The organism is Pseudomonas sp. NPDC089569, from assembly GCF_050280625.1.
Lineage (GTDB): Bacteria > Pseudomonadota > Gammaproteobacteria > Pseudomonadales > Pseudomonadaceae > Aquipseudomonas.
Genome location: NZ_JBNNVQ010000033.1, coordinates 18744 through 41208 on the forward strand (window position 1 = coordinate 18744; position 22465 = coordinate 41208).

The 22465-nt window shown below is 61.1% G+C and carries 19 protein-coding genes and 1 pseudogene; 7 read left to right on the forward strand and 13 right to left on the reverse strand.

Annotated features, from left to right (window positions below):
* Positions 1–111: 111 nt before the first annotated feature.
* Entirely contained in the window at positions 112–1059 is a 948-nt protein-coding gene (locus ACQKP2_RS15310; RefSeq protein ID WP_427577561.1) for a LysR substrate-binding domain-containing protein, read from the reverse strand.
* 135 nt (positions 1060–1194) lie between these two features.
* On the opposite strand from ACQKP2_RS15310, the gene ACQKP2_RS15315 reads away from it, so the two are divergent.
* Positions 1195–2571, forward strand: coding sequence for an L-serine ammonia-lyase (locus tag ACQKP2_RS15315; protein WP_427577563.1), 1377 nt, complete (start codon positions 1195–1197; stop codon positions 2569–2571).
* Positions 2572–2861: 290 nt separating this feature from the next.
* Complete coding sequence (locus ACQKP2_RS15320) at positions 2862–3179, forward strand: DUF3509 domain-containing protein (protein ID WP_427577565.1); 318 nt, start codon at positions 2862–2864, stop codon at positions 3177–3179.
* Here ACQKP2_RS15320 and ACQKP2_RS15325 read toward each other — a convergent pair.
* On the reverse strand, positions 3176–3676 hold the full coding sequence (locus tag ACQKP2_RS15325) for a phosphate-starvation-inducible protein PsiE (RefSeq protein ID WP_427577567.1): 501 nt from the start codon (positions 3674–3676) through the stop codon (positions 3176–3178). The two genes, ACQKP2_RS15320 and ACQKP2_RS15325, sit on opposite strands and share 4 nt — an antisense overlap.
* Before the next feature lie 280 nt (positions 3677–3956).
* Between ACQKP2_RS15325 and ACQKP2_RS15330 the strand changes: the two are divergent.
* A pseudogene (locus ACQKP2_RS15330) lies at positions 3957–4196 on the forward strand (YebG family protein); the annotation flags it as partial.
* A gap of 191 nt (positions 4197–4387) precedes the next feature.
* Here the strand turns inward: ACQKP2_RS15330 and ACQKP2_RS15335 are convergent.
* Positions 4388–5407 carry a Glu/Leu/Phe/Val dehydrogenase dimerization domain-containing protein gene (locus ACQKP2_RS15335; protein WP_427577568.1) on the reverse strand — a complete coding sequence of 340 codons (1020 nt, stop codon included), beginning with the start codon at positions 5405–5407 and terminating at the stop codon, positions 4388–4390.
* A 183-nt stretch (positions 5408–5590) separates the two neighbouring features.
* Between ACQKP2_RS15335 and ACQKP2_RS15340 the strand changes: the two genes are divergently transcribed.
* The gene (locus ACQKP2_RS15340; RefSeq protein WP_427577570.1) at positions 5591–6394 is read left to right on the forward strand and encodes a SirB1 family protein; all 804 of its coding nucleotides are present in this window, start codon (positions 5591–5593) and stop codon (positions 6392–6394) included.
* A 768-nt stretch (positions 6395–7162) separates the two neighbouring features.
* On the opposite strand, the gene maiA is transcribed toward ACQKP2_RS15340, so the two are convergent.
* Genes maiA through hmgA form a run of 3 tightly spaced genes read right to left on the reverse strand, consistent with a single transcriptional unit; the run spans position 7163 to position 10423 of the window.
* Positions 7163–7798 carry a maleylacetoacetate isomerase gene (gene maiA, locus ACQKP2_RS15345; protein ID WP_427577572.1) on the reverse strand — a complete coding sequence of 212 codons (636 nt, stop codon included), beginning with the start codon at positions 7796–7798 and terminating at the stop codon, positions 7163–7165.
* A 12-nt stretch (positions 7799–7810) separates the two neighbouring features.
* The gene (gene fahA / locus ACQKP2_RS15350) at positions 7811–9115 is read right to left on the reverse strand and encodes a fumarylacetoacetase (protein WP_427577573.1); all 1305 of its coding nucleotides are present in this window, start codon (positions 9113–9115) and stop codon (positions 7811–7813) included.
* 3 nt (positions 9116–9118) lie between these two features.
* Entirely contained in the window at positions 9119–10423 is a 1305-nt protein-coding gene (hmgA, locus tag ACQKP2_RS15355; protein ID WP_427577574.1) for a homogentisate 1,2-dioxygenase, read from the reverse strand.
* A 165-nt stretch (positions 10424–10588) separates the two neighbouring features.
* Between hmgA and ACQKP2_RS15360 the strand changes: the two genes are divergently transcribed.
* Positions 10589–11389 (forward strand): IclR family transcriptional regulator, encoded by an 801-nt coding sequence (locus tag ACQKP2_RS15360; protein ID WP_427577576.1) that lies wholly within the window; start codon positions 10589–10591, stop codon positions 11387–11389.
* Here ACQKP2_RS15360 and ACQKP2_RS15365 read toward each other — a convergent pair.
* The 7 genes from ACQKP2_RS15365 to ACQKP2_RS15395 form a co-directional block, all read right to left on the reverse strand.
* Positions 11386–13938, reverse strand: coding sequence for a LuxR C-terminal-related transcriptional regulator (locus ACQKP2_RS15365; protein WP_427577578.1), 2553 nt, complete (start codon positions 13936–13938; stop codon positions 11386–11388). The two genes, ACQKP2_RS15360 and ACQKP2_RS15365, sit on opposite strands and share 4 nt — an antisense overlap.
* A 140-nt stretch (positions 13939–14078) precedes the next feature.
* Positions 14079–15446, reverse strand: a complete 1368-nt coding sequence (locus tag ACQKP2_RS15370) for a DUF1329 domain-containing protein (RefSeq protein ID WP_427577580.1) — start codon at positions 15444–15446, stop codon at positions 14079–14081.
* 23 nt (positions 15447–15469) lie between these two features.
* Positions 15470–17263 (reverse strand): DUF1302 domain-containing protein, encoded by a 1794-nt coding sequence (locus ACQKP2_RS15375; RefSeq protein ID WP_427577581.1) that lies wholly within the window; start codon positions 17261–17263, stop codon positions 15470–15472.
* 551 nt (positions 17264–17814) lie between these two features.
* Complete coding sequence (locus tag ACQKP2_RS15380) at positions 17815–18726, reverse strand: SDR family oxidoreductase (RefSeq protein WP_427577583.1); 912 nt, start codon at positions 18724–18726, stop codon at positions 17815–17817.
* 124 nt (positions 18727–18850) lie between these two features.
* Positions 18851–19753: an alpha/beta fold hydrolase gene (locus ACQKP2_RS15385; RefSeq protein ID WP_427577584.1), complete on the reverse strand. Its 903-nt coding sequence runs from the start codon at positions 19751–19753 to the stop codon at positions 18851–18853.
* On the reverse strand, positions 19753–20520 hold the full coding sequence (locus ACQKP2_RS15390; RefSeq protein WP_427577586.1) for a class II aldolase/adducin family protein: 768 nt from the start codon (positions 20518–20520) through the stop codon (positions 19753–19755). Before ACQKP2_RS15390 ends, ACQKP2_RS15385 begins: the two co-directional genes overlap by 1 nt.
* A gap of 249 nt (positions 20521–20769) precedes the next feature.
* Positions 20770–21225 (reverse strand): flavodoxin, encoded by a 456-nt coding sequence (locus ACQKP2_RS15395; protein WP_427577588.1) that lies wholly within the window; start codon positions 21223–21225, stop codon positions 20770–20772.
* Between the two features lie 101 nt (positions 21226–21326).
* On the opposite strand from ACQKP2_RS15395, the gene ACQKP2_RS15400 reads away from it, so the two are divergent.
* Both ACQKP2_RS15400 and ACQKP2_RS15405 read left to right on the forward strand, forming a co-directional pair.
* A complete protein-coding gene (locus ACQKP2_RS15400) occupies positions 21327–21803 on the forward strand; it encodes a PAS domain-containing protein (protein WP_427577590.1) in 477 nt (158 codons plus the stop codon).
* Between the two features lie 54 nt (positions 21804–21857).
* The gene (locus ACQKP2_RS15405; RefSeq protein WP_427577591.1) at positions 21858–22463 is read left to right on the forward strand and encodes a hypothetical protein; all 606 of its coding nucleotides are present in this window, start codon (positions 21858–21860) and stop codon (positions 22461–22463) included.
* Positions 22464–22465 lie beyond the last annotated feature (2 nt).

Consider the following 22465-nt stretch of genomic DNA (forward strand, 5'->3'; position numbering starts at 1 on the left):
CAATTCAACCCCTGAAAAAAGATAAATTTTCAATCGCAAAAAAAGCCGGACAACGGGCAAAAGCGCTGTTAAGGTCGGCAGTTGGGTCGCCCCGGCACCTGTCCGAAATTTTTACACCTGCCGCTCTCCAAGCGGGTGAAGCCCGCGAAAAATCCCCGCCTCCTCCACCAGCCAGTCATGCACCGCGCGCACGCCGGGATGACTCAACGCGCCCGGCGCATAGAGCAACATGTAGCGCTTGTGGTTGGGCACTGTCAGGCCGAACGGCACGATCAACGCGCCGCGTTCCAGCTCATCGTTGAGCAGCGTTCGCCGCGCAATCGCCACCCCCATTCCGGCGATGGCCGCCTCGATGGTCAGGTGATTGCGATTGAACGTGTGCCCGCGCCGCACATCGGCCCCTTCGAAACCGATGGCGTTGAGATAGAATTCCCATTCCGCATATTCGTAGCTGCCGCGCCAGGCGGTGATGTCATGCAGCAACGGAAAATGCATCAGGTCCGCAGGGCCATGCAGCGGCGGGCGGCCGCGCAACAGGCCCGGCGCGCAGACCGGAAAGATTTGTTCATCGAGCAAGGCTGTGGATAACAATCCGGGGTAGCTGCCGTCGTTCAGATCGATGGCCAAATCGAAGTCCCCCTCATGCAACGGCACACTGCTGTCCTCGGCCACCAGACGCAGTTGAATATCCGGAAAGCGCTGCTGCAGGCGCGGCAGGCGGGGCGTCAGCCATTTGCTCAGGAACGATGGAATCGAACGCACCCGCAGGGTTCCGCTGATCATGCCCGCGTCCAGTCGGCGCAACTCCGCATCGATGCTGCCGTAGGCCTCGTTGACGGTAATAGCCAGCCGCTGGCCTTCCGCGCTCAACTCCACGCCACGCGCGCGGCGGTGAAACAGGCGAAACCCCAGGCGCTCCTCCAATTGGCGTATCTGCTGGCTGACCGCCCCCGGCGTGATGTGCAGTTCCTCGGCACAACGGGTGAACGACAAGTGCCGGGCGGCGCAGGAAAACACCTGTAGCCATACGTATGTCTGGGCGTGCAATTGCCGGCTCATCGTTTAGTCCTGCTAAAGGCTGTCTTAGGAAGTTTCGTTGGTCACGTTGGACGCAGAGAGGCAGTATCGCTGAAAGTGCGCTTGTCCTACAAAAATGGCGGCGATTGATCTTCCATTGCAGGAATAGGCTTTAGCATGGCTATCAGTGTTTTCGATCTCTTCAAAGTCGGTATCGGCCCATCCAGCTCCCATACCGTCGGTCCGATGCGTGCGGCCGCGACGTTCGCTCAGGCGCTGGTCGATCAGGGATACGTCCATGACGTGAAGCGAGTGGAAATTCGCCTCTATGGCTCGCTTTCGGCGACCGGCGTCGGCCATGCCACCGACCGGGCCTGTGTCATGGGCTTGATGGGCGAATGGCCGGATCGTGTCGACCCCACGACCATCGACAGCCGCATCCAGCGGCTGCGCGAAACCGCCGAACTGTCGCTGGCCGGCCAGGTGACCATTGCCTTCGACTGGTCCCAAGACTTGCTGCTGCTCGAAGAAAACCTGCCTTACCACCCCAACGCCATGTCCCTGGCGGCCTATGGCCAAACCGGTGAGCTGTTCGAGCAAACCTACTACTCCATCGGTGGCGGCTTCATCCTCGAAGCGAGTGAAGTCGCGTCCGGTGCCGCGCCCGCCGGCGATGTGGTGCTGCCCTACGATTTTTCCAGTGCCGTCGAGTTGCTTTCACTGTGCAAACAGCACGGCCTGCGGGTCAGCGAACTGATGATGGCCAACGAGCGGGTCTGGCGCAGCGACGCACAAATCCACGAGGGGCTGCTGCATATCTGGTCGGTCATGCGCGAGTGCGTCGAGCACGGCCTGCAGCACGAAGGGATTTTGCCGGGTGGTCTGAACGTGGCGCGTCGTGCTCCGAAACTGCACCGCAATCTGCTGGAAATCGGCAAGCCGAATGTCATCACCTCGACCCTCTCGGCCATGGAATGGGTCAACCTGTTTGCCCTTGCCGTCAACGAAGAAAATGCGGCCGGCGGGCGCATGGTCACGGCCCCGACCAACGGCGCGGCCGGCATCATTCCGGCGGTATTGCACTACTACATGAAGTTCAATCCGGACGCGTCGGATGAGGATGTGGTCGACTTCTTCCTGGGCGCGGCAGCCGTGGGCATCCTCTGCAAGAAGAACGCCTCGATCTCCGGAGCCGAGGTCGGTTGTCAGGGCGAGGTCGGTTCGGCATGCGCCATGGCGGCTGCCGGTCTGGCGGAGGTATTGGGCGCCACGCCGGAACAGCTGGAGAACGCGGCGGAAATCGGCCTTGAGCACAACCTTGGCCTGACTTGCGACCCGGTGGGCGGGCTGGTGCAAGTGCCCTGCATCGAGCGCAATGCGATTGCCGCCGTGAAGGCGATCAACGCGACGCAGATGGCGCTGCGCGGCGACGGCAAGCATTTCATCTCCCTCGACAGGGTGATCCGCACCATGCGCGACACCGGTGCCGACATGCACGACAAGTACAAGGAAACGTCACGGGGCGGCCTGGCCGTCAGCTGGGTGGAATGCTGATCGCTTTGGAGGCACGCTACACAAAACTGCCCTGAATCGGACCGCCCCCTGTAGGAGCGAGCACGCTCGCGAAAAACGCCTGAACACCGCAAATCACCGGGTACTACGCGTTTTCTCCAGCAACCTCGCCCCGACATTGTCGGACAATCTTTCCGGCATGCGCCTTGCTAAATCCCTGAATGAAATCGAAGTGACGACGAGGCCACGGAATGGCCGATGGTCTGGTGTCGCGAACTAATCCCGTCACCGACCGGTCAACAACTGCACGTTCAATCAGGCGGTGACGCATCATGGACAACCCGTTTCAGCTCATTACCGACGCCTTTGCAGCGGATTATCAGATCAACCTGAGCATTCAGGGACTGGACGGCAGCATCATGCTGACCCTGTCGGATTGCGGCCACATCGTCGCCAAACGCATGATCAGCGCCGAGCAACGCAATAACCCCGAGCGCCTCAAGCGTCTGGTGCAAAGCATTCAGTTCGGCATTGCCATCGAACAGGGCCGAAGTGCGGTGGCGGTCCTTGAAGCCATGACCGACGGCAGCCAATTGCCCGTGCCGGCATCCCGGATCAAAAACCGCCATCGTCCCGCCATCAGGCTTTAAAGTTCGCCCTTCTCGACTTCCGGGTGTTCGCCGGAGCCCACCCCGGTCTTGCGATGCGGGTTTTCGATCTTCACCGATGGAAATTGCGACGACGCATAGCGCACCACCAGAATCGCGAACGCCAGCAGCAGAATCCCGCCGCACAGGTAGATGATGCCCAGGTCCGGCGGATTGTGGTGCGACACGTTGGAGATCAGCAGGCGTGTCAGCGCAGTGATCGCGACGTAGATCAGGAAACGCACCGGCATGTGGTTGGTCTTGAAGTAAATCCCGACCATCGCCCCCAATTCCAGGTAAATGAACAGCAGCAGGATGTCATCGATCTTGATGTGCCCCTGCTCGATCATCCCGAGAAATTCCATGACTGCCGCCCATGCGGTCACGGCACCGATGGCGAACAGGGCCAGGTAGTGAAAGGTCTCGACGAACAGGTTGCCCAGGGACTCCGCCAGTTCATGCACGTTCTGCCGCAGGTTTTCGGCCCAGTTGATTTTCACGATGATGTTTCCTTAGGTCGGCTCGACCGGATAATGCGGATTGGACGTGACGGTTGTTCTGTATGCAGAAAGAAGGCCACGCCATGATGGCGAGCCGTCGCAGAATGCGCTCCGTGACGTTTGGTCGCATGCGGGACACCTCTACCCACCTGACAAACCCCGATTCCGGACTACATTAAAAAGCCACTACCCAAACCTTGGGGATTCGCTTATCCTTTTGCTGTATATAGATACAGTAGTCGAAACAGATAACCCAATGTGAAGGCATGTGAGGTGGTGAATGGCCGTCGAAGTGGTATACCGCAGCAGCCGAGATCTGGAGCGCTTGTTCATGGATAAAGCCGAAGCTGACCGTCATGACAAAATGCTCGAACTGGCCGAGTTGCTGGCTGAAGTGTTGCAAAAAGCCGTTCCGTCCCTGACCGAGCAGCAAGTGGAAGAAGCCGGCATCTACATGGCGAAGAATCGCGATGTGTTCGCCAAGGCCTTCAAGAGCCAGCCGGATGCCTTGTCCGAGTTGCTGGCGGCTCCCGCCGAGGTTGCGCAAACGACGCCAGCGCCAGCCCTTGTCGAAGACGAGGTCGTTGAGCCGGTTGCCCCGGCCAAGCCAGCCAAGGCCCCAAAAGCAGCAAAATAGGCCCATCGGAATAGAACAGGCCCTGAGCCAAATGGCTCAGGGCCTTTTTCATGCCTGCAATTTGCTTTCGCACCCTATCGGTACAGGACCTTCTCCGCCAGATCGTCCGCCACCCGTGCGGGCGAGCGTTTTTCAGCCTGGGCATGGGCGAAGACTTCCGTCAGGCGCGAACTGATTTTCGACAGGTGCGCGGTGATCGTCGCCAGCTCCTCACCCCGGTGCTTGAGTGAAACATAGATCAGGCCGCCGGCATTGATCACGTAATCGGGTGCATACAGGATGCCCCGCCGCTCCAGTTGATCGGCAACGTCCAGATGCGTCAGCTGGTTGTTCGCCGAACCTGCCACTGCCGAACAGCGCAATTGAGTCACGCTGTGGCTGTTGAGCACACCTCCCAGGCCGCACGGCGCCAGGATATCGCAAGGCGTGCTGAGCAACGCATCGTTGGCAATCGGGTGCGCGCCCAACTGCTCCATGGCCAACTGTACCTTGCCGTGATCGATATCGCTGACCAGTAGCTCGGCGCCGGCGGCGTGCAATTGTTCCGCCAGCGCAAAGCCCACGTTGCCCAGGCCCTGAATGGCCACGCGCAAGCCTTCGAGGTTGTCACTGCCCAACCGCGCCATGGCCGTGGCGCGAATGCCGGTGAACACGCCCATCGCCGCATGGGGCGCAGGATCGCCGGCCGAGGTGGTGCTGGTCACGTGCTGGGTCTGCTGGGCGATGCAGTCCATGTCCGCCACCGAGGTGCCGCTGTCGATGGCGGTGATGTAGCGGCCATCCAGTTGATTGATGCAGCGCCCGAAGGCTTCGAAAAGCGCGGCGCGATCGGCCACGTGTGCCGGGCGGACAATCACCGCCACCCCGCCCCCCTGGGCCAGCCCCGCCAGCGCGGCCTTGTAGCTCATGCCCTGGGCAAGGCGTACGGCATCCTCGACCGCGGACTCGTCGCTGGGATAGGCAAGGTAACGACAGCCCCCCAAGGCAGGCCCCAGGCGACTGTTATGAATGGCAATGACCGCCTTCAACCCGGTGGCCGGGTCGACGCTCAGATGCAGCGATTCAAGGCGAGTGCTTTGCATGAGAGCGAACATCGTAAGGCTCCCGAATCACGTCTTGTAGTCGCCAGTATAGGCTTGCGCACAAAAATTGCAGAAGCGCACGGGAATAAGCAAAGCGGCCATTCAGGTATTCGGAAATAACCCCGAGTGCCTTTGGCAGGGCACTGGACGAATGGCACAGACGAGGCTAAAACGAGGCATTGCCCGGAGATTCCGATGACCCCGCGTCAGTCGTTTTTCGCTTGTCTGCAACGTTCCCCGCCCGCGCTGTTCGAGGCGGCGCTATGGATTTGCAGCGAACACGACAGCGAGGTCAACCCCGAAGCATTGCTGGAGAACTTCAAGGCGCTGCAACAGCGGATCAGCGCCAGCCTGCCCATGTTGCCGGTGAGCGAACTGGCGCAACCGTTGCTGCGGCGCATGAATGACCTGGGGTTCGCCCAGGACGACTTCACCCCCTTGCGACCGCAGGCGGCATTGCTCAATCGAGTGCTGGAGCGGCGCCGTGGACAACCCCTGGCCCTGGGCCTTATTGCACTGGAGTTGGCCAGAGGCCTGGAGATTCCCCTGGTCGGCGTCAACTTCCCCGGCCATTTCCTGCTGCGCGTACCGGGAGCCGATCATTTGCTCGACCCCTGCGGCGGCCGTCGACTTTACCCCAACGATTGCCGGGAACTGCTGCAGCGCCAATACGGCCCGAACATGCAGCTCAGTGCCGAACACCTGACCACGGCCGAGCCTGTGCAAATGCTGCAACGCCTGTCACGTAACCTGCGTCAGTTGCACCTGTCCCACGACGATTACATCGCCGCCCTGATCGACGCCGAACGGGTACTGGAACTGGGCAACGGCACCGCCGCCGACTACCTGGCCCGGGCCAGCCTGTACCAGCGCCTGGAGTGCCCCAACGCCGAGCGTTTCGACCTGGAACATGCCCTGCTGCTCAGCGACGATCCGATCCAGCGGATTCGCCTGACCGAGCGGCTGGGGCACTTGCCACCCAACGCCATCGTTCACTGACCCATCCCCTTGCAGGAGCGAGCGGTGCGGCGATCCGATTTGCCCGCGAACCAGACGCTGCGGTGTATCTGTTGCACCGCATTATCGTTGTTCGCCTGTAGGAGCGAGGCTTGCCCGCGAACCGGACGCCGCGGCATACCTGTTGCGCCGCGTTATCGTTGTTCGCCTGTAGGAGCGAGGCTCGCCCGCGAACCAGACGCTACGGTGTATCTGCTGCACCGCGTTATCGTTGTTCGCCGGCAAGCCTGGCTCATACACCGAACCAGACGCTGCGATGTACCTGTCGCACCGCGTTATCGTTGTTCGCCTGTAGGAGCGAGGCTCGCCCGCGAACCGGACGCCGCGGAGTATCTGCTGCACCGCGTTATCGTTCTTCGCCTGTAGGAGCGAGGCTTGCCCGCGAACCAGACGCTGCGATGTACCTGTCGCACCGCGTTATCGTTCTTCGCCGGCAAGCCTGGCTCCTACACCGAACCAGACGCCGCGGAGTATCTGCTACACCGCGTTATCGTTCTTCGCCGGCAAGCCTGGCTCCTACACCGAACCAGACGCTGCGGTGTATCTGTTGCACCGCGTTATCGTTCTTCGCCGGCAAGCCTGGCTCCTACACCGAACCAGACGCCGCGGAGTATCTGCTGCACCGCGTTATCGTTCTTCGCCGGCAAGCCTGGCTCCTACACCGAACCAGACGCCGCGGTGTACCTGTCGCACCGCGTTATCGTTGTTCGCCGGCAAGCCCGGCTCCTACAAAAGGGAAAGCAGCGGGTATCAGGGGGTGTCCGGTTGATTCGCCGGATGTGCCTTGATAAATGCCGGATGCGTGGCTGCCAGCGCCGCCACACGGCGAATCCGCGGCCAGGCTTCGAGGGAAACATTGAAGCGCTCGGCCGCGTAGAGTTGTGGAATCAGGTACGCATCCGCCAACCCCGGCTGCTGGCCGAAACAGTAACCCTCATCACCGATCAACTGCTCGACGGCCGCCAGCCCCTGGCTGATCCAGTGGCCGATCCACTCGACGACCTGCGTCTCGTCATGCCCCAGTTGCCGTAGCCGATTGAGCACGCTGACGTTGTGCAAAGGATGCACGTCGCAGCCGATCAACGCCGCCACACCGCGCTCGCGGGCGCGGGCGGCGAGGTCTTTGGACAACAGCGGCGCCTGTGGATAACGTTCCTCCAGGTATTCGATGATCGCCGGCGACTGGATCAACAACTCGCCGTCGTCAGTGCGCAAGGCCGGCACGCGGCCTTGCGGATTGATGCCTAGGTACGGCGCCTGGCGATGCTCGCCACCGGCAGGCGCGATCAGGTTGATCGGCAACGCCTGGTAATCCAGACCTTTCAACGCCAGGGCGATGCGTACCCGATAGGACGACGTCGAACGGTAGTAGGTATAGAGTTCCATGACCCGCTCCTGTCAGCGCGCCGGCAGCACTTTGCCACGGCATTCGCCGAAGCCGATGGAGGCAAAGCCTTCGCGGCTGCAACGACCACGCAGGATGATTTCGTCGCCGTCCTCAAGGAACCTGCGCACCTCGCCCGACGCCAGCTCGACCGGTTTCTTGCCGCCTTCGGTGATTTCCAGCAGGCTGCCGAACTGGCCATTTTCCGGCCCCGACAAGGTGCCCGAACCGAACAGGTCGCCGGCCTGCAACTGGCAGCCGTTCACACTGTGGTGCGCAACCATCTGCGCCACGGTCCAGTACATGTGCCGGGTGTTACTCAAGGTCAGGCGGTGGGCCGGCAGGTTCTGTTTGCGCATGCTTTCGGTCAGCAACAGGACTTCCAGCTCGATGTCGAAACCGCCCGCGGCCTGATCGTGCTCGTCGAACAGGTAAGGCAGCGGCTGCGGATCACCTTCGGGACGCGCCGACTGGGCGCGTCGGAACGGCTCCAGCGCTTCGGCGGTCACGACCCAGGGCGAAATGCTGGTGATGAAGCTTTTTGACAGGAACGGTCCCAGCGGCTGGTATTCCCAGGCCTGGATATCCCGCGCCGACCAGTCGTTGAGCAGGCAGAAACCGGCGATGTGATTGGCGGCGTCAGCGATAGCGATGCTGTCGCCCATGTCGTTGCCCTGGCCAATCCAGATGCCCAGCTCCAGTTCGTAATCCAGGCGCGCGCATGGACCAAAGGTCGGTTCGCTCTGGCCGGCCGGCAAGGTCTGGCCTTTGGGCCGACGCACGTCGGTGCCCGATGGGCGAATGGTCGAGGCGCGGCCGTGGTAACCGATGGGCACGTACTTGTAGTTCGGCAGCAACGGGTTGTCGGGACGGAACAGCTTGCCGACGTTCTGCGCATGCTCGATACCGACGTAGAAGTCGGTGTAGTCACCGATTTTCGCCGGCAGGTGCATGTCGCAATCGGCGGCCAGCGGCAGCAGTTTTGCGCCTTGGGCTTCGATCTTACCGTGCAGGGTGCTGCCCTCGCTCAGCAGTTCCAGCAAGCGCTCACGCAACGCCACGCGTGCCGGGCGGCCCAGGGCGAAGAACGCGTTCAACTGTCCGCCAAGGCTGGCCTGGACAGCGGTTTTTGCCTCACCGTCGAACAGGCCGGCATCGAGTGCGGCCTCCAGATCGAAAATATGCTCACCGATGGCCACGCCACTGCGCGGTGCCGAGCCCTTGATGCTGAACACGCCCAGCGGCAGGTTCTGCAGGGGGAAATCCGCATGGCCGTTGGCCGAAGCAACCCAACTGCGAGTGATGGAAGTCTGCGTCATGGGTTATCTCCGGGTCGGGTCGAAAGTGACGGGCAGCGTGGCCCAGCAAGCATCGTAGTTTGTTTGCAGTTGCGGACAATCGAGGGCGAAGCGGCTCGGACGCAGCACCTGGCTGGTCTCGAACATGAAGGCCATGGTGTTGTCGATCTTTGCCGGTTTGAGATCGACATTGATGGCCCTGGTGCAGGTTTCGCCATCCGGGCCATGGGCGCTCATGCAGCTGTGCAACGACGCGCCACCGGGTACGAACCCTTCGGCCTTGGCGTCGTATTCACCCTGGATCAAGCCCATGAATTCGTTCATCAGGTTGCGGTGGAACCACGGCGGACGGAAGGTTTTCTCGGCGACCATCCAGCGTGGCGGGAAAATCACGAAATCGAGGTTGGCCAGACCGTGGACACTGGTCGGCGACGTCAGCACGGTGAAAATCGACGGATCCGGATGATCGAAGCTGACCGTGCCGATGGTGTTGAAACGGCGCAGGTCATATTTGTACGGCACATTGTTGCCATGCCAGGCGACCACGTTGAGCGGCGAATGATCGAGCTCGGTGCCCCACAACTGGCCGAGGAATTTCTGCACCAGGGTGGTCGGTTGCGCGAGGTGTTCGTAATGCGCAACCGGGGTCAGGAAATCCCGCGGGTTGGCCAGGCCGTTGCTACCGATGGGCCCAAGATCCGGCAGCCGCAGTGGCGCGCCATGGTTCTCGGCAATGTAGCCGCGGGCTTGCGGATCGAGCAACTCGACACGGAACTTCAGGCCGCGAGGCAGCACGGCGATTTCCAGCGGTTCCAGCTCCATTACGCCCAGTTCCGTGGCGATACGCAGACGCCCCTGCTGCGGCACCAGCAGCATTTCACCGTCGGCATTGAAAAACACCCGCTCCATGGAACGGTTGGCCCGGTAGTTGTAGATACTGATCCCGGCCGGCTTATCCGCGCCGGAGTTGGCGGCCATGCTCACCAGACCGTCGATGAAATCCGTCGGTTCGGCGGGAATGTCCAGGGGGTTCCAGCGCAGGCGATTGGGGGTCACTTCACCCAAGGGGCCGCCCGCCAGTTGCCGGTCGAGCTTGACGAACGCCGGGTGATTGGCCGATGGCTGGATGCGATACATCCAGGTCCGCCGCGCTTCGCTGCGGGCCATGGTGAACGCAGTGCCGGAAAACAGTTCGGTGTACAGCCCATAGGGCGCTTTTTGCGGCGAGTTCTGACCGACCGGCAGTGCGCCAGGCAACGCTTCACTGCTGAATTCGTTGCCGAAGCCCGACTGATACGCCAGCGCCGGCATCGTTGAATCGAGGTTCATGGAGCCTCCTGAACAGGGAGTTGGCCGTGGCCCTTCGCTCTGCTGCAGAACGCTTGGCACGCCGGAGTTGTTTTTATCGTAATTCAATTACGAATAACGTAATTTGATTGGTGATGACCGTCAAGCTATAAAGACGCCCATTCACCTGCGGATCACAGCGCCACCATGGAAAAACCCGCCAGCGACAGCAACGCCAAACAGAAAGTCCGCTCCGCCGAGGTGGGTACCGACATCCTCAAGGCCCTGGCCGAGCTGTCGCCTTCGACGTCACTTTCACGCCTGGCCGAGCATGTGCAGATGCCGGCGAGCAAGGTTCATCGCTATTTGCAGGCGCTGATCGCCAGCGGCTTTGCCGAGCAGAATGCTGCGACCAACCACTACGGGCTGGGACGCGAAGCCTTGCGCGTGGGATTGGCAGCACTCAACAGTATGGACGTGCTGAAGGTCGCTGCCCTGCCGTTGGCCGAATTGCGCGATGACTTGAACGAAACCTGCTTCCTGGCGGTTTGGGGCAACCAGGGCGCCACCGTGGTGCACATCGAACCGGCGGTACGCGCGGTGACGGTGGTGACCCAATTAGGCTCGGTGCTGCCTTTGCTCAGCTCGTCGACAGGCCTGGTGTTTGGCGCCTATCTGCCCAAGCGTGAAACCCTGGAGTTGCGTGAACAGGAACTACGGACCCAGGCTGTCCACCCGCTGGCGGACGATCAGGCCTACGCCACCCTGTGCGAGCAGATCCGCGTGCGCGGCCTGCACCATGTGCATGGCCTGCTGATGCCGGGTGTGGATGCCTTGTCGGCGCCGGTGTTCAACGCGCTGGGGAATGTCGTGGCCGTCTTGACCGTGGTGGGGCCGACGTCGCTGTTCCATGCCGATGAAAACGGCCCGGCCGCCCAACGCCTGTTGGCGGCCAGTCACGCGGTGAGTTGGCGAATGGGCCACGCTGCGGCCACCGCTGACGCTTAACCCTGCGCAATCAAGCCCAATTTCTTGGCGGTAGCCACCGCTTGTGTCCTGCGCTCGACGCCCAACTTGCTGTGAATGCGTCGCGCGTGGGTCTTGACCGTATGCAGTGAGATGAACAACTGCTCGGCGATCTGTTGATTGGAGTTGCCCTGGGCGATCAGGTCGAGGACTTCCAGTTCTCGACCGCTCAACGGACTGGCGTCCAGCTGGGGCACGGGCATGTCACCTTCCACGCCCAGACGGCCCAGCAATGTCGGTTGACGCAGCCGCAGCTCACACAACGGCTGTTGCAAGTTGCAACGCCTGACCAGTTCCAGGCCCGCCTGCAGGGCCGACAACGCCAGCTCAGGCTCGCCGAGCAGGTCCGCCACTTCGCAGAGGGCCAACTGCAATTCCGTTTCCAACGCCTGCATACCGTGCCGTTGCGCGTCATCGAGCAAGGCCTGGAGACGTTCCAGCGGATGTTCGGCTACCTGCAAACGGGTCTCGGCGAGCACCAGCAAGTACTCGACCCGGGCAATCAGCGCCATCGTGGCCGGCGGTGCCTGTCGCGCGTTGGGTCCCCGGTAGTGACGTACGACGCGCGTCAGGGTGTCACGGGCCAATTGCGGTCGACCTTGCTGCAACCACAGCTGACTGCTGACCTGAAGCAACACACTGCGATACACCGTGTCGGGAATCTGCCGTTGTTGCATCAGTCGCTCGGCCTCGCGCAAGCGGTCGAACGCCTGGGCGTAATCGTGTCGATTGGCCGCAACCTGGGCTTGCCCGAGGAAGCCGTACAGCGCGCGTTTGTCCTGACCGTGCAGGCAGTCCTCAAGCCCGCGATGAAACCACTGCGCAGCCAACTCGTCCTGCCCCTGCCAGAGCGCCAGGCGTCCGCGCCGCAAGGCAATCCGTCCCAGCAAAGGGGTCGGCCGGTCGGCTTGTCGACTCAGCAACGCCTGAACGTCGGCCAACAATTGGTCAGCCCGCCGGGGAGCGCCTCGCAGCTCCAGCAACTGCGCATGATCCAGCTCAAGCAAGCCTTCGAACAGCAACGAACCTTGTGCCCGCGCCAGGCAAAGCGCTTCACGATTCCAGGCCTGCGCGGCATCGAGACCGCCGATGAGCAGTGCCTGCTGGGTCAACCCCGACAGGCACAATAACCGTGCAGGCCAGGCATCCGCGTCCAGCTCGGCCAATGCCTCGAGAAAATGCCCGTGAGCCGCCTGTGTGCGTCCCTGCAAATGCAGCAACCAGCCTTGCTGTGCCTGCCAGCGTGCCAACAGTTGCCGCTGCAACGTCGCGGTCGGTTGCGGTGCGAATCGCGCCATTTGGTCGATGCACGCCGATGCCTGCTCGAAGCGGCCGGCAAACAAGAGCGCCGCGGCAATCAGCCCGACCCGTTGCGGCGAACCGAGGGTCAGCTCCTGGCCGTGACGCTCATGCAGGCTGAGCAACAGGCGCACATTCTCGCGCCGGAACAAATGCTCGAAATTGAAGTGTTGCAACAGGCTCACAGCAACCTCGGCCTCCTGGGCCAGGAAGGCCTGTTCGAATGCCCCCTGCCAGTCCTCTTCAGCACAAAACCATTGGCAAGCGCGCCGGTGCCAGGAGCGACCGGCACAGCCCTGTTCATCACGCATGACCCGGGCCAGCGGCGCAAAGACCCGCAGCCATTCAGTGGAGTCTTCCCAGGGCTCGATGAAACACCCCATGTCCTGCAAGGCCTGCAACCATTGCGCGCCCTCGCCGGCGCCGAACAGGTGTTCGCACAGGCCGGCATTGAATCGCGGCAAATGCGCCAGCACCTGCCAGGCTTCGAGCAACTCCGGCGACAAGGTGTTGAACAGTTCATGCTGCAAGTAATCGAACAGCGTCGCCGAACGCTCCTGCCTGTCCTGCCCCGCTGCCCACTGGCAACCGTCGAGCAAGGCAATGCGCACACCGGCACACCAGCCACCGCTGCGCCGGATGATTCTTGCGGCCATGCCGCTCACCCGCGACGGTTCCACATGACTGAGCAACTGCTCGACGTCGGCTTCGGTAAACGCCAGCGTGCGCGCATCGCATTCGTACAACTCATCATCGAGCAACAGTCGCGGCCAATTGCAGGGTGGGCGTCGACGCGAACCCAGCCACCAGGTCAATGAGGGATTGGCGACGGCCAGTAAACGATCGAGAAGACGATCGAGTTCAGGGTTCGGGACGCGGCAGTAATCATCGATGAACAACCAGGTCTGTATCTGCAGGCGAGCCACATGCTCCAGCAACGCCTGCTCATTCGACGAGACCACCCCCAATGCCTGCGCCAGTCTTTGCCGGAAATCGGCAGGATCGAGCGACTCCCCCGCCAGCGGCAGCCAATGCACCCGGCAGTGTGCCGGTGCTCGCAACAGACACTCGGTCAGCAGTGCGCTCTTGCCGCTGCCGGCAGGTGCACAAAGCAGTTTCACCCGCGCAGTGGAGCCCAGCAAAGGCTCGACAAGACGCTCGCGCGACAAGTGCAGGGAAGACAGGCGAGGCAGGAGTCCCGGACGGTCCAGACAGGTTGTCATGGCAGTCATAGTGGTGCGCCTTTTTATAGTTGTGGCGCCACCCTAGCCCCCTGCGGAGCGCTTGTTGAAGAAGTATTCAGCACGCTGATTTGCAGCCATAAAAAAGGTGACCGTAAAGTCACCTTTTTGTGTAAGAGGCTGTAGGAAACCTACCTCACCCCCGTAGCCCGCAGGGCTGCCGGCGTGTAGTCCCCGGCTTTTGCCGCGATGTTGAATTCGAAGCTGCGCTTCTCTTCGTTCTTCATGCCCAGTGCGATGTATCGACCGGCAATCAGGTCATACAGCGCTTCGACCGTATACGCCGGCACCTGATGATCGTAGTAGAACTGCGCGTGACCTTCGGCCACGCGCCAGAGCTGGCCACGGCCGTCATAGTGGTCGGCCAGTGCCACCTGCCAGGTATCTTCATCGATATACATGTGGCGCTTGGCATACACGTGCCGCTCGTTGGGCTTGACCGTGGCGACGACTTCCCAGACCCGGTGCAACTCGTAGCGCGTCAGGTCCTGGTTGATATGACCGGCCTTGATGACATCAGTGTACTTGAGGTCGGGCGAATCGAGTTTGTAGCTGTTGTAGGGGATGTACATTTCCTTCTTGCCGATCAGCTTCCAGTCATAGCGGTCCGGCGCGCCGGAAAACATGTCGAAGTTGTCGGTGGTGCGCAGCCCGTCCGACGAAGTGCCCACGCCGTCGTAGGCCACCTGCGGGGCACGCCGCACACGGCGCTGGCCCGCGTTGTAGATCCACGCCTTGCGCGGCTCGCGCACCTGGTCGAGGGTCTCGTGAACCAGCAGGACGTTCCCTGCCAGCCGCGCCGGGGCTGTGACTTCCTGCTTGAAATAATTGAGCACGTTGTCGTCACTGCCAGGTTTGAGATCGCCCAACAGCGATGGCACGGCCACTTCATCCTTGAAGCGGATGACGGTGAAGTCGCCATTGGATTGCGGCGTTGCCTGGGTAATGGTGCGACGCAAATTGCCACCGTGATAACGGGTGATGTGATTCCAGATCACCTCGACCCCGTTCTTCGGAATCGGAAAAGCGTAGTAGCGATTGCCGGTGAAATTGGCCAGTCCGTTGCCGTCGTTGATCGGCGTGACATTCAGCGCACTGCGTTTGGCCGACTCGTAGATGTCCGGTGGCAGCGCCGCCGTCCGGTGAGTGGGGTACACCGGGATCCTGTAGGTCTCGGGGTAACGTTTGAACATCGCGACTTGCCCCTCGGAGAGCTTGTCCTTGTACTTGTCCACCGTCGCCGCCGTGATGATGAACAACGGCTTTTCGTTGGCGAACGGATCGGCCAGGAAGCCCTTGCTGTCCACCGCACCGGCGTTTTTCGCAATACCGCCGGTCCAGGCCGGAATCGAGCCATCGGCGTTACCGGCCTTCTCCGCGCCCAGCGGTGTGAGGCTGGTGCCAAGCTTGGCGGCTTCCTCCGGCGACACCGCGGCCATGACATTGACGGCCAACAGCCCCAGGGCCAGAACACCACATTGCAGAATCAACTTGTGCATGCAAATCATCCTTTTCAGCCAGATCAGAAGTTCACGCCAAAGCTCAGCGCCACGAAGTCGCGGTCTGTGAGCACGTTGTAATCGCCACCGAAGAAGTCGGTGTAACTGAGGCTTGCGGTGTAGGTGTTGCGGTAGTCCGCATCGACGCCGAGGCTGACGGCCTTGGCGCCTTCGTTGAACAGCCCGTTGGGCCCGTAGCCGGAGACGTCCTGGGACCACGACAGGTTGGGCCTGAAGTTGATGCCGGCGATGAGGTTGTTGTAATCGAGGATCGCCCGGGCGCGATAACCCCACGAAGTCGACGTCACGAAGCCGTCGGTGTCTCCATTGAACCCATATTGCCCATACACCGAGTCGCGGCCATAGCGCAGCTTGCTGCGAGGTTCCAGGCCACCGACATGTACCACGGCCGCTTCGCCCACCAGGGTCAGGCGATCGGCGCCCATCACCTGATCGATGAAGTGCGTCAGGGTGCTCTGGACCTGCGTCACTTCCTTGCGCCGATAGCCCTTGTTGTCGGCACCGGGTGTGGTGGTGATGGGGGATGCCGCACCACCGGCGATAGGGTTGAGCAAGGCCAGGGTCAGGTCATTGGTATTGACCTGCACCGGCAGGTTGGGGCGATAGCTGATCTCGCCGGTCCACGCCGTACCGGTGGGCAAGGTCGTGGAGAAGCTTGCGCCGTACAGGCGAATGTCCTCCGGGTATTCAAGGAAGTACTGGCCACGACCGAGCATCACACTTTGCGCCAGGGCCGAACCGGTGCCGGGCGCAACCCGGTTGGCGGCGGCAACGATCCCCGGAATGCTCGCCAGGGTGCTCGCCCCGGCGGTGATGGTGCCCACCGTCGGCGTGCGACTGTGGTAGTTCATGAAGTACAGGCCGTATTCGGTATCGTCGCCGAGCCAGCGCAACGCCGTGCCCCACTGCCCGGAGTCCCGGGCATCCCGGTCACTGGCGCGCTGCACGATCACACCCTCCTTGCCGACTTCGAACCCCTGGCCGAACGCAGCGGCGATCGGCTGCAACGGCGCAATCGCCGGACTGGCCACGGTGTAGTTCTTGTTGCAGCCATCTGCCGCCACGTCGTTGCCGAAGAAGGTGCCGCAGTTATCCAGAACGGTCTGGTCCCATTCCAGCTGATAGAACGCCTCCATCGTCAATTTGTCGGTCAGCCCCTGGGAGAGGTAGAGCATGTTGACCGGAATCAGGCCTTCCTTGATTTCCGAACCCGGGCGGCGAAACGCGGAGACGTCGACGGGGTTGATGCTATTGATCGAGTTGCCGATGAAGGTACTTTCTCCCCAACTGACCACTTGCTTGCCCGCGCGCACGGAGCCCGGCAGATCGGCAATGGCATAGTTGTGATAGACGAACGCATCGAGGATTTCCCCGCCCGAAGACTTGGCGCCCTCCTTGCGCCCCTTGTCGCTGATGGGTTTGAACTCGCGGTCCTCGTCCTTCAACTCGAAGTCGTACCAATACTTGCCGCGCACGAATGCGCCGGTATCGCCGTACTTCAGTTCCAGGTCATGCAGGCCCTTGAAGATCTTCGAGAAGGTCTCGCCCTTCCTGAAATTCAGGCGCCCGTCATCGCCCGTCGAGGACTGGCCGGAACCTCCATTGACCGTGCCCACCAGCGCGTCGTCGGCATCGCGCATGCCCCAACTGGCGCCCACGGACAGGGACGAATCGAAGTTGCCTTCGATCTCGCCGATGTTGAATGAGATGGCCTGAGCCTGGGCACAGCAACCCAAGGCAAGCGCGGTGGCCAGCGCTTGCGGTGTGAAGATGGCGCGCGTTGTTGTTCTTGTCATGCGTCTTCCCCGGTGAGTGACAGAAGGCTCCACCCTACTGCCGCTCGCCGGAGGCGATAAGCGCACCAAGGAGGTATTCGCGGTGTACCTCAAAAGGGTGACTGATCAAGCAGATCGTGGGATTGCGCGGGGCATGGATGAGTTGGATGGCGAACTATCAACGCCTTGCATGAGCAGCCGTGGCAATTGCCGAAACTCTGCTATACAGAATGCACGCGACAGCCCATCCAACTGTTGCGTGCTCCGTAACAGTGCATGTCGCGAATCGGTATTTTTCCTGTGTCGACAAAGACTTATTCTTGCCGGGCTTTCTCGGGAAACAGCCCAAAGCCCTCGCGACGAGGCTTGATCACCCGCACGGTTCGCGACAGATTTCAGATGATTCGAGGTATCGAGTCATCACCCCGTGTACACCGACGTTGATTTGTAGCTCCTGGATCCAACGTCTTACCTTGGCCGCTGCGTTTGCAGCGGCCTTTTTTTTGGGCGGGGGGATATCGAGAGAAGAGGACGAATTGCAAGGACGGCAGTGCCTGCCATGTCGCGTTCGATCAGAGCGAATGTTTCTGTAGATTCCCCATCATTTCCTTCAGCGCTTCGATATTGTCCTTCGGGTGCGCCGCGCCTTCGAAATCGCAGATCTGCTGCCAGTGCGCCGCGACGTCCTCCGGGGAGAAGCCCACCCGTGGATCGAACCCGGCGCCGAGACTGCGTTCCCAACGCACCTTGCCCATCCAGCCGCCGCCGACTTCGAACAGGCCGGAGGTTTCCTGGCAGTTTTCGCTGGCCAGGTACACCACCAACGGGCTGACCAGTTCCGGTTTGAGTTGTTCGAACACTTGCGGCGGAATCAGGCCCTCGGTCATGCGGGTGCCGCCGGTGGGGGCGATGGCGTTGACCAGGATGTTGTTCTTGCGGCCTTCGATGGCCAGCGTACGCGTCAGGCCATACAGGCCGAGCTTGGCCATGCCGTAGTTGGACTGGCCGAAGTTGCCGTAGATACCCGAGGTGGATGCGGTGAAGATCACGCGGCCGTAATTCTGCTCGCGCATGTGCGGCCAGGCGGCGCGGGTGACCTTGTAGGCACCTTCGACGTGGACGCGATAAACCAGGTCCCAATCCGCGTCTTCCATTTTGTGGAAGGTCTTGTCACGCAGGATCCCGGCGTTGTTGACCACCACATCGACGCGACCGAACGCGTCGAGGGCATGTTGAACGAGTTTGTCGCCGTCGGTGACCGAGTCGTGGTTGGCCACGGCGGTGCCGCCTGCCTCACGGATTTCCGCCACCACGCGGTCGGCCGCCGACGCATTGGCCCCTTCGCCCTGGGCCGAACCACCGAGATCGTTGACCAGAACTTTGGCACCCTGTTTGGCGAACAACAGTGCGTGCGCCCGTCCCAGACCGCCCCCCGCACCGGTGATGATCACGACTTTATCTTCGAAACGCACAGTCTCACTCATGAGGAACTCCAGCAGGCCAGGGACATTGCCTTTGAGTTTCAGGCAGGGCGCTGCGGCTCACAATGAACAGGGGGGCGTCTGAATGGTGCGCGATAAGGCTGGGGGATGATGAGTCCCCCTGCCCTCAGGAGCAGGCCACTTTAAGTGGCGGCAACATCAAATGATCGCGGAAGGCCAGGTAGTGCTTGAGCACCTGGCAGGGCGCTTCGATCTGCGGGTAATGGCCGATGTCGTTCAAGAGCACCACGTCCGGATCGGGGATCAGCTCCCGATACCGCGCAACCATATGTGCACCGGAGATCGGGTCGACCTCGCCATCAATGACCCGCAGCGGCACTTCACCGCGCTGCATCGCGCCGACCCAACGGTCCCGCTGGACTCGCCTCTCGGGAATGTAGCTGATCAATTTATGCATGACCCGAGGGCCATGATTACTTTCGATCAGGCTCCAAAAATCATCCATCTCGCTTTCGCTGGGACGGGTGTGCGGGCCGAAGATCTGACGGAAACTCTTCACCAGCCCATCGCGACTGAATGCGCGGCCGATCATCCAGCCCAACGGACTGAGCAACAGCTTTTGCATCAGCACCGGGCGGTGGGTTTCCGGAAACAGCCCGCCATTGAGAAAGACGCAACTGGCAATCTGGATCTGCGATTCGCAGTGCCGGGCCAACAGTTCCTGGGCCACGCTGTCACCGTAGTCGTGGGCCAGCAGGTGTACCGGCTGCTTGACGTTCAAGTGATCGAGCAGCGCCTGTTGCAGATCGGCCTGCTCCAGCAAGCTGTATTCATGATTCACCGGCTTGGCCGAGTCGCCGAAGCCGAGCATGTCGCAGGCGATGACGCGATAGCGTTGTGTCAGCGGCTGCCACAGGTAATGCCAGTCCCAACTGGCACTCGGAAAGCCATGGATAAGCAACAATGGCTCACCCTGCCCCGCCGTCCAAAAACGGATGGTCTGGCCGCGGAACACGAAGCTCTGGCTGCGTTTGCGCCAGACACACAGGGGAATCTCTGCGAGTGCCATTAGAGTTTGTACCCCGGATCCAGTTTATCGAGTTTGCGCAGCAGCGCCGGCCAGGCCAACGCGCCCCCCATGCCTTGAGCACTTTTGGTAACGCCGGCGACCATCGCCCTGGCACCCGCCAGTATCTGTGGCTCGATGGCGATCAGTTCGGCGCCACCGGTCTGCGCCATGACCTGGATGTCGCAGGCGCGCTGGAAGATGAACATCATCAGGAATGTATCGGCGATGGTGCTGCCGCAGGTCAGCAGGCCGTGGTTGTGCAGCATCATGAAACTGCTTTCCCCGAGGTCGGCCTGCAGTCGCGCTTTCTCTTCAGGGTTGAGCGCAACGCCTTCGTAGGGGTGATACGCCAGGCTGGAGAGAACGAACAGCGACTGCTGGCTGATAGGCAGCACGCCTTGTTTCTGTGCCGACACCGCGACACCGGACGCGGTGTGAGTGTGCAGTACGCAGGCAACATCGTGACGGACTTCATGCACCGCGCTGTGAATGGTGTAGCCGGCCGGATTGATCTCGTAGGGACTGTCCATCAGCTTGTTGCCGGCCTGGTCGACCTTGACCAGATTGGACGCGGTGATTTCGTGAAACATCAGCCCGTACGGGTTGATCAGGAAGTCTTCGGTGCCCGGCACCTTGGCGGAGATATGCGTGAAAATCAGATCATCCCAGCCATGCTGGGCCACCAGGCGATAGCAGGCAGCGAGGTCGACACGAGCTCGCCATTCGGCGGCGCTGACCAGGCCTTCGACACTCTGGGGGGATTGCATGGGGGCTACGCTCACGGCTGGGAACCTCTGGTTTTTATTATGGAGTGTTTCCAATAACAACCGAGTCTAGACAGCCCTTTGACATCGCGTAGTTGCGTTGGCAGCCAGCTTGATGGCCGAACGAGTCAGCGAACGACCAGGATTGGATCCATGTCAAGCGACTGCCGCCAGAAGCAAGGCGCAGTACGTGTTCAGGCGCCCCGTCAGAACCCTGACGGGCCACCGTTGTACAGGTTCGCGGCCGGTGGGTTACCCACGCAGCGCTTCGACCAGTTGCCCAAGCCAGGGCTCGGCGTCCGCTTCCGGTGTCACGCTTTCCCTGGCGTCCAGGCGCAACATCGGCAGGACTTCACGAATGCCCAGCTCACCAAACAACTCACGCATCAGCTCGCCACCGCCACAGAACGTATCACCATAGCTCGCATCGCCCAGGCCAATCACCGCCCCCGGCAAATCACGCCAGGCCGCGGGCAACTGGTCACGAATGGCGAAGTACAGCGGCTGAAGGTTGTCCGGCAACTCGCCCATGCCTGTGGTCGACGTCACGGCCAGAAAGGCTTCGGGGCCGTAGGCCTGTACGTCGGCCAGAGAGGCGCGCGGGTTATGGAATGTGTCGAAACCGGCGGCTTTCAACAGGTTGGCGGCATGTCGGGCGACTTCTTCAGCCGTGCCGTACACCGAGCCGGAAATGATGGCGACTTTCATCAATCTGATCCTGAAGCTAAGTAAAAGACCGGGATATTAACAGCACGCTGTGCATTGTTCTTTTAGAATGCCCGAACGACCAACAAGGAAGGGTTTGACCGATGATCAACGCAAAACTGCTGCAGCTGGCCATCAATGCCTCCAACGACGGCATCGTGATTGCCGAGAAGGAAGGCGACCAGGACAAGATCCTGATTTACGTCAACCCGGCGTTCGAACGCCTGACCGGGTACACCAGCGAAGAAATCCTCTACCAGGATTGCCGCTTCCTGCAATCGGGCGATCGCGACCAGGATGCGTTGCCGAAGATTCGCGACGCTTTGAACAGCGAAGGCTCGTGCCGGGAAATTCTGCGCAACTACCGCAAGGACGGCACACCGTTCTGGAATGAGCTGTCCCTTTCGACGGTGGTAAACCCCAATGACAATCAGGTTTATTTCATCGGTGTGCAGAAGGACGTAACCGTGCAGGTCAAGGCGCAGCAGCGGGTGGCCCAGCTTGAAGCGCAACTGGCAGAGCTGCAGGCCGAGCTTGCTGCACTCAAGGCGACGAACGGTTCAAACAAATCTGCGGATTAGTTGTCATTAACTACAATCACCAATGTCTTTGTAACTATTTCTTTCGAGCTTGCCATGCAACGCGACGCGCTCCTGACCCAGGATGAGCTGGACTTCATCCAGACCATGCAACACAACCCGCAACTCAATGTGCGGGATGCGACGTCGAGCCTGCTCGTCAATGGCGGTTCGCAAATCCGTGACTTGCTCACGCGCCTTGCCGCTCATGAGCAAGTCACCATCCAGGCCAATTTCGAAAACCAGCAGATGACCTTCCCCTTGCACCTGGTGGAAGACGAATTTCATGCGCTGCATCTGCGCCTGGGTGTGCCGAGCATTTATGAAGACGGGCCACTGGTCCGCCCTTGGCGATTGGTGCTCGATGAACCGGTGGCACTGGAAAACGCCAAAGGCCAACCGGGCACCCTGTTTGTGCACGAAGTGTCGTTCAAGGGCGTATTGCTGGAAGTTCGCAACAAGACCAAGGCGCCGAAACATTTTGCCTTGTGGTTCAGCCCGTCAGGCTACGAACGGATCGCCTTGCGCGGCACGCTGGAAAAAGAAACCGAGCAGGGTTTCTATGCCTACCAATTGAGCCAGAGTGACACCGACGAAACCGAACGCTTGCGCCAGTACATTCTGCAACAGCATCGGTTGACTCATCCGGCCCTGCATCTCTGACT

What these genes read in the sequence shown, in the direction of transcription:
- ACQKP2_RS15310 (WP_427577561.1), bottom strand. Translation starts at nt 1,059, where the DNA reads ATGAGCCGGCAATTGCACGCCCAGACATACGTATGGCTACAGGTGTTT.
- ACQKP2_RS15315 (WP_427577563.1), top strand. Translation starts at nt 1,195, where the DNA reads ATGGCTATCAGTGTTTTCGATCTCTTCAAAGTCGGTATCGGCCCATCC.
- ACQKP2_RS15320 (WP_427577565.1), top strand. Translation starts at nt 2,862, where the DNA reads ATGGACAACCCGTTTCAGCTCATTACCGACGCCTTTGCAGCGGATTAT.
- ACQKP2_RS15335 (WP_427577568.1), bottom strand. Translation starts at nt 5,407, where the DNA reads ATGTTCGCTCTCATGCAAAGCACTCGCCTTGAATCGCTGCATCTGAGC.
- ACQKP2_RS15340 (WP_427577570.1), top strand. Translation starts at nt 5,591, where the DNA reads ATGACCCCGCGTCAGTCGTTTTTCGCTTGTCTGCAACGTTCCCCGCCC.
- maiA (WP_427577572.1), bottom strand. Translation starts at nt 7,798, where the DNA reads ATGGAACTCTATACCTACTACCGTTCGACGTCGTCCTATCGGGTACGC.
- fahA (WP_427577573.1), bottom strand. Translation starts at nt 9,115, where the DNA reads ATGACGCAGACTTCCATCACTCGCAGTTGGGTTGCTTCGGCCAACGGC.
- hmgA (WP_427577574.1), bottom strand. Translation starts at nt 10,423, where the DNA reads ATGAACCTCGATTCAACGATGCCGGCGCTGGCGTATCAGTCGGGCTTC.
- ACQKP2_RS15360 (WP_427577576.1), top strand. Translation starts at nt 10,589, where the DNA reads ATGGAAAAACCCGCCAGCGACAGCAACGCCAAACAGAAAGTCCGCTCC.
- ACQKP2_RS15365 (WP_427577578.1), bottom strand. Translation starts at nt 13,938, where the DNA reads ATGACTGCCATGACAACCTGTCTGGACCGTCCGGGACTCCTGCCTCGC.
- ACQKP2_RS15370 (WP_427577580.1), bottom strand. Translation starts at nt 15,446, where the DNA reads ATGCACAAGTTGATTCTGCAATGTGGTGTTCTGGCCCTGGGGCTGTTG.
- ACQKP2_RS15375 (WP_427577581.1), bottom strand. Translation starts at nt 17,263, where the DNA reads ATGACAAGAACAACAACGCGCGCCATCTTCACACCGCAAGCGCTGGCC.
- ACQKP2_RS15380 (WP_427577583.1), bottom strand. Translation starts at nt 18,726, where the DNA reads ATGAGTGAGACTGTGCGTTTCGAAGATAAAGTCGTGATCATCACCGGT.
- ACQKP2_RS15385 (WP_427577584.1), bottom strand. Translation starts at nt 19,753, where the DNA reads ATGGCACTCGCAGAGATTCCCCTGTGTGTCTGGCGCAAACGCAGCCAG.
- ACQKP2_RS15390 (WP_427577586.1), bottom strand. Translation starts at nt 20,520, where the DNA reads ATGCAATCCCCCCAGAGTGTCGAAGGCCTGGTCAGCGCCGCCGAATGG.
- ACQKP2_RS15395 (WP_427577588.1), bottom strand. Translation starts at nt 21,225, where the DNA reads ATGAAAGTCGCCATCATTTCCGGCTCGGTGTACGGCACGGCTGAAGAA.
- ACQKP2_RS15400 (WP_427577590.1), top strand. Translation starts at nt 21,327, where the DNA reads ATGATCAACGCAAAACTGCTGCAGCTGGCCATCAATGCCTCCAACGAC.
- ACQKP2_RS15405 (WP_427577591.1), top strand. Translation starts at nt 21,858, where the DNA reads ATGCAACGCGACGCGCTCCTGACCCAGGATGAGCTGGACTTCATCCAG.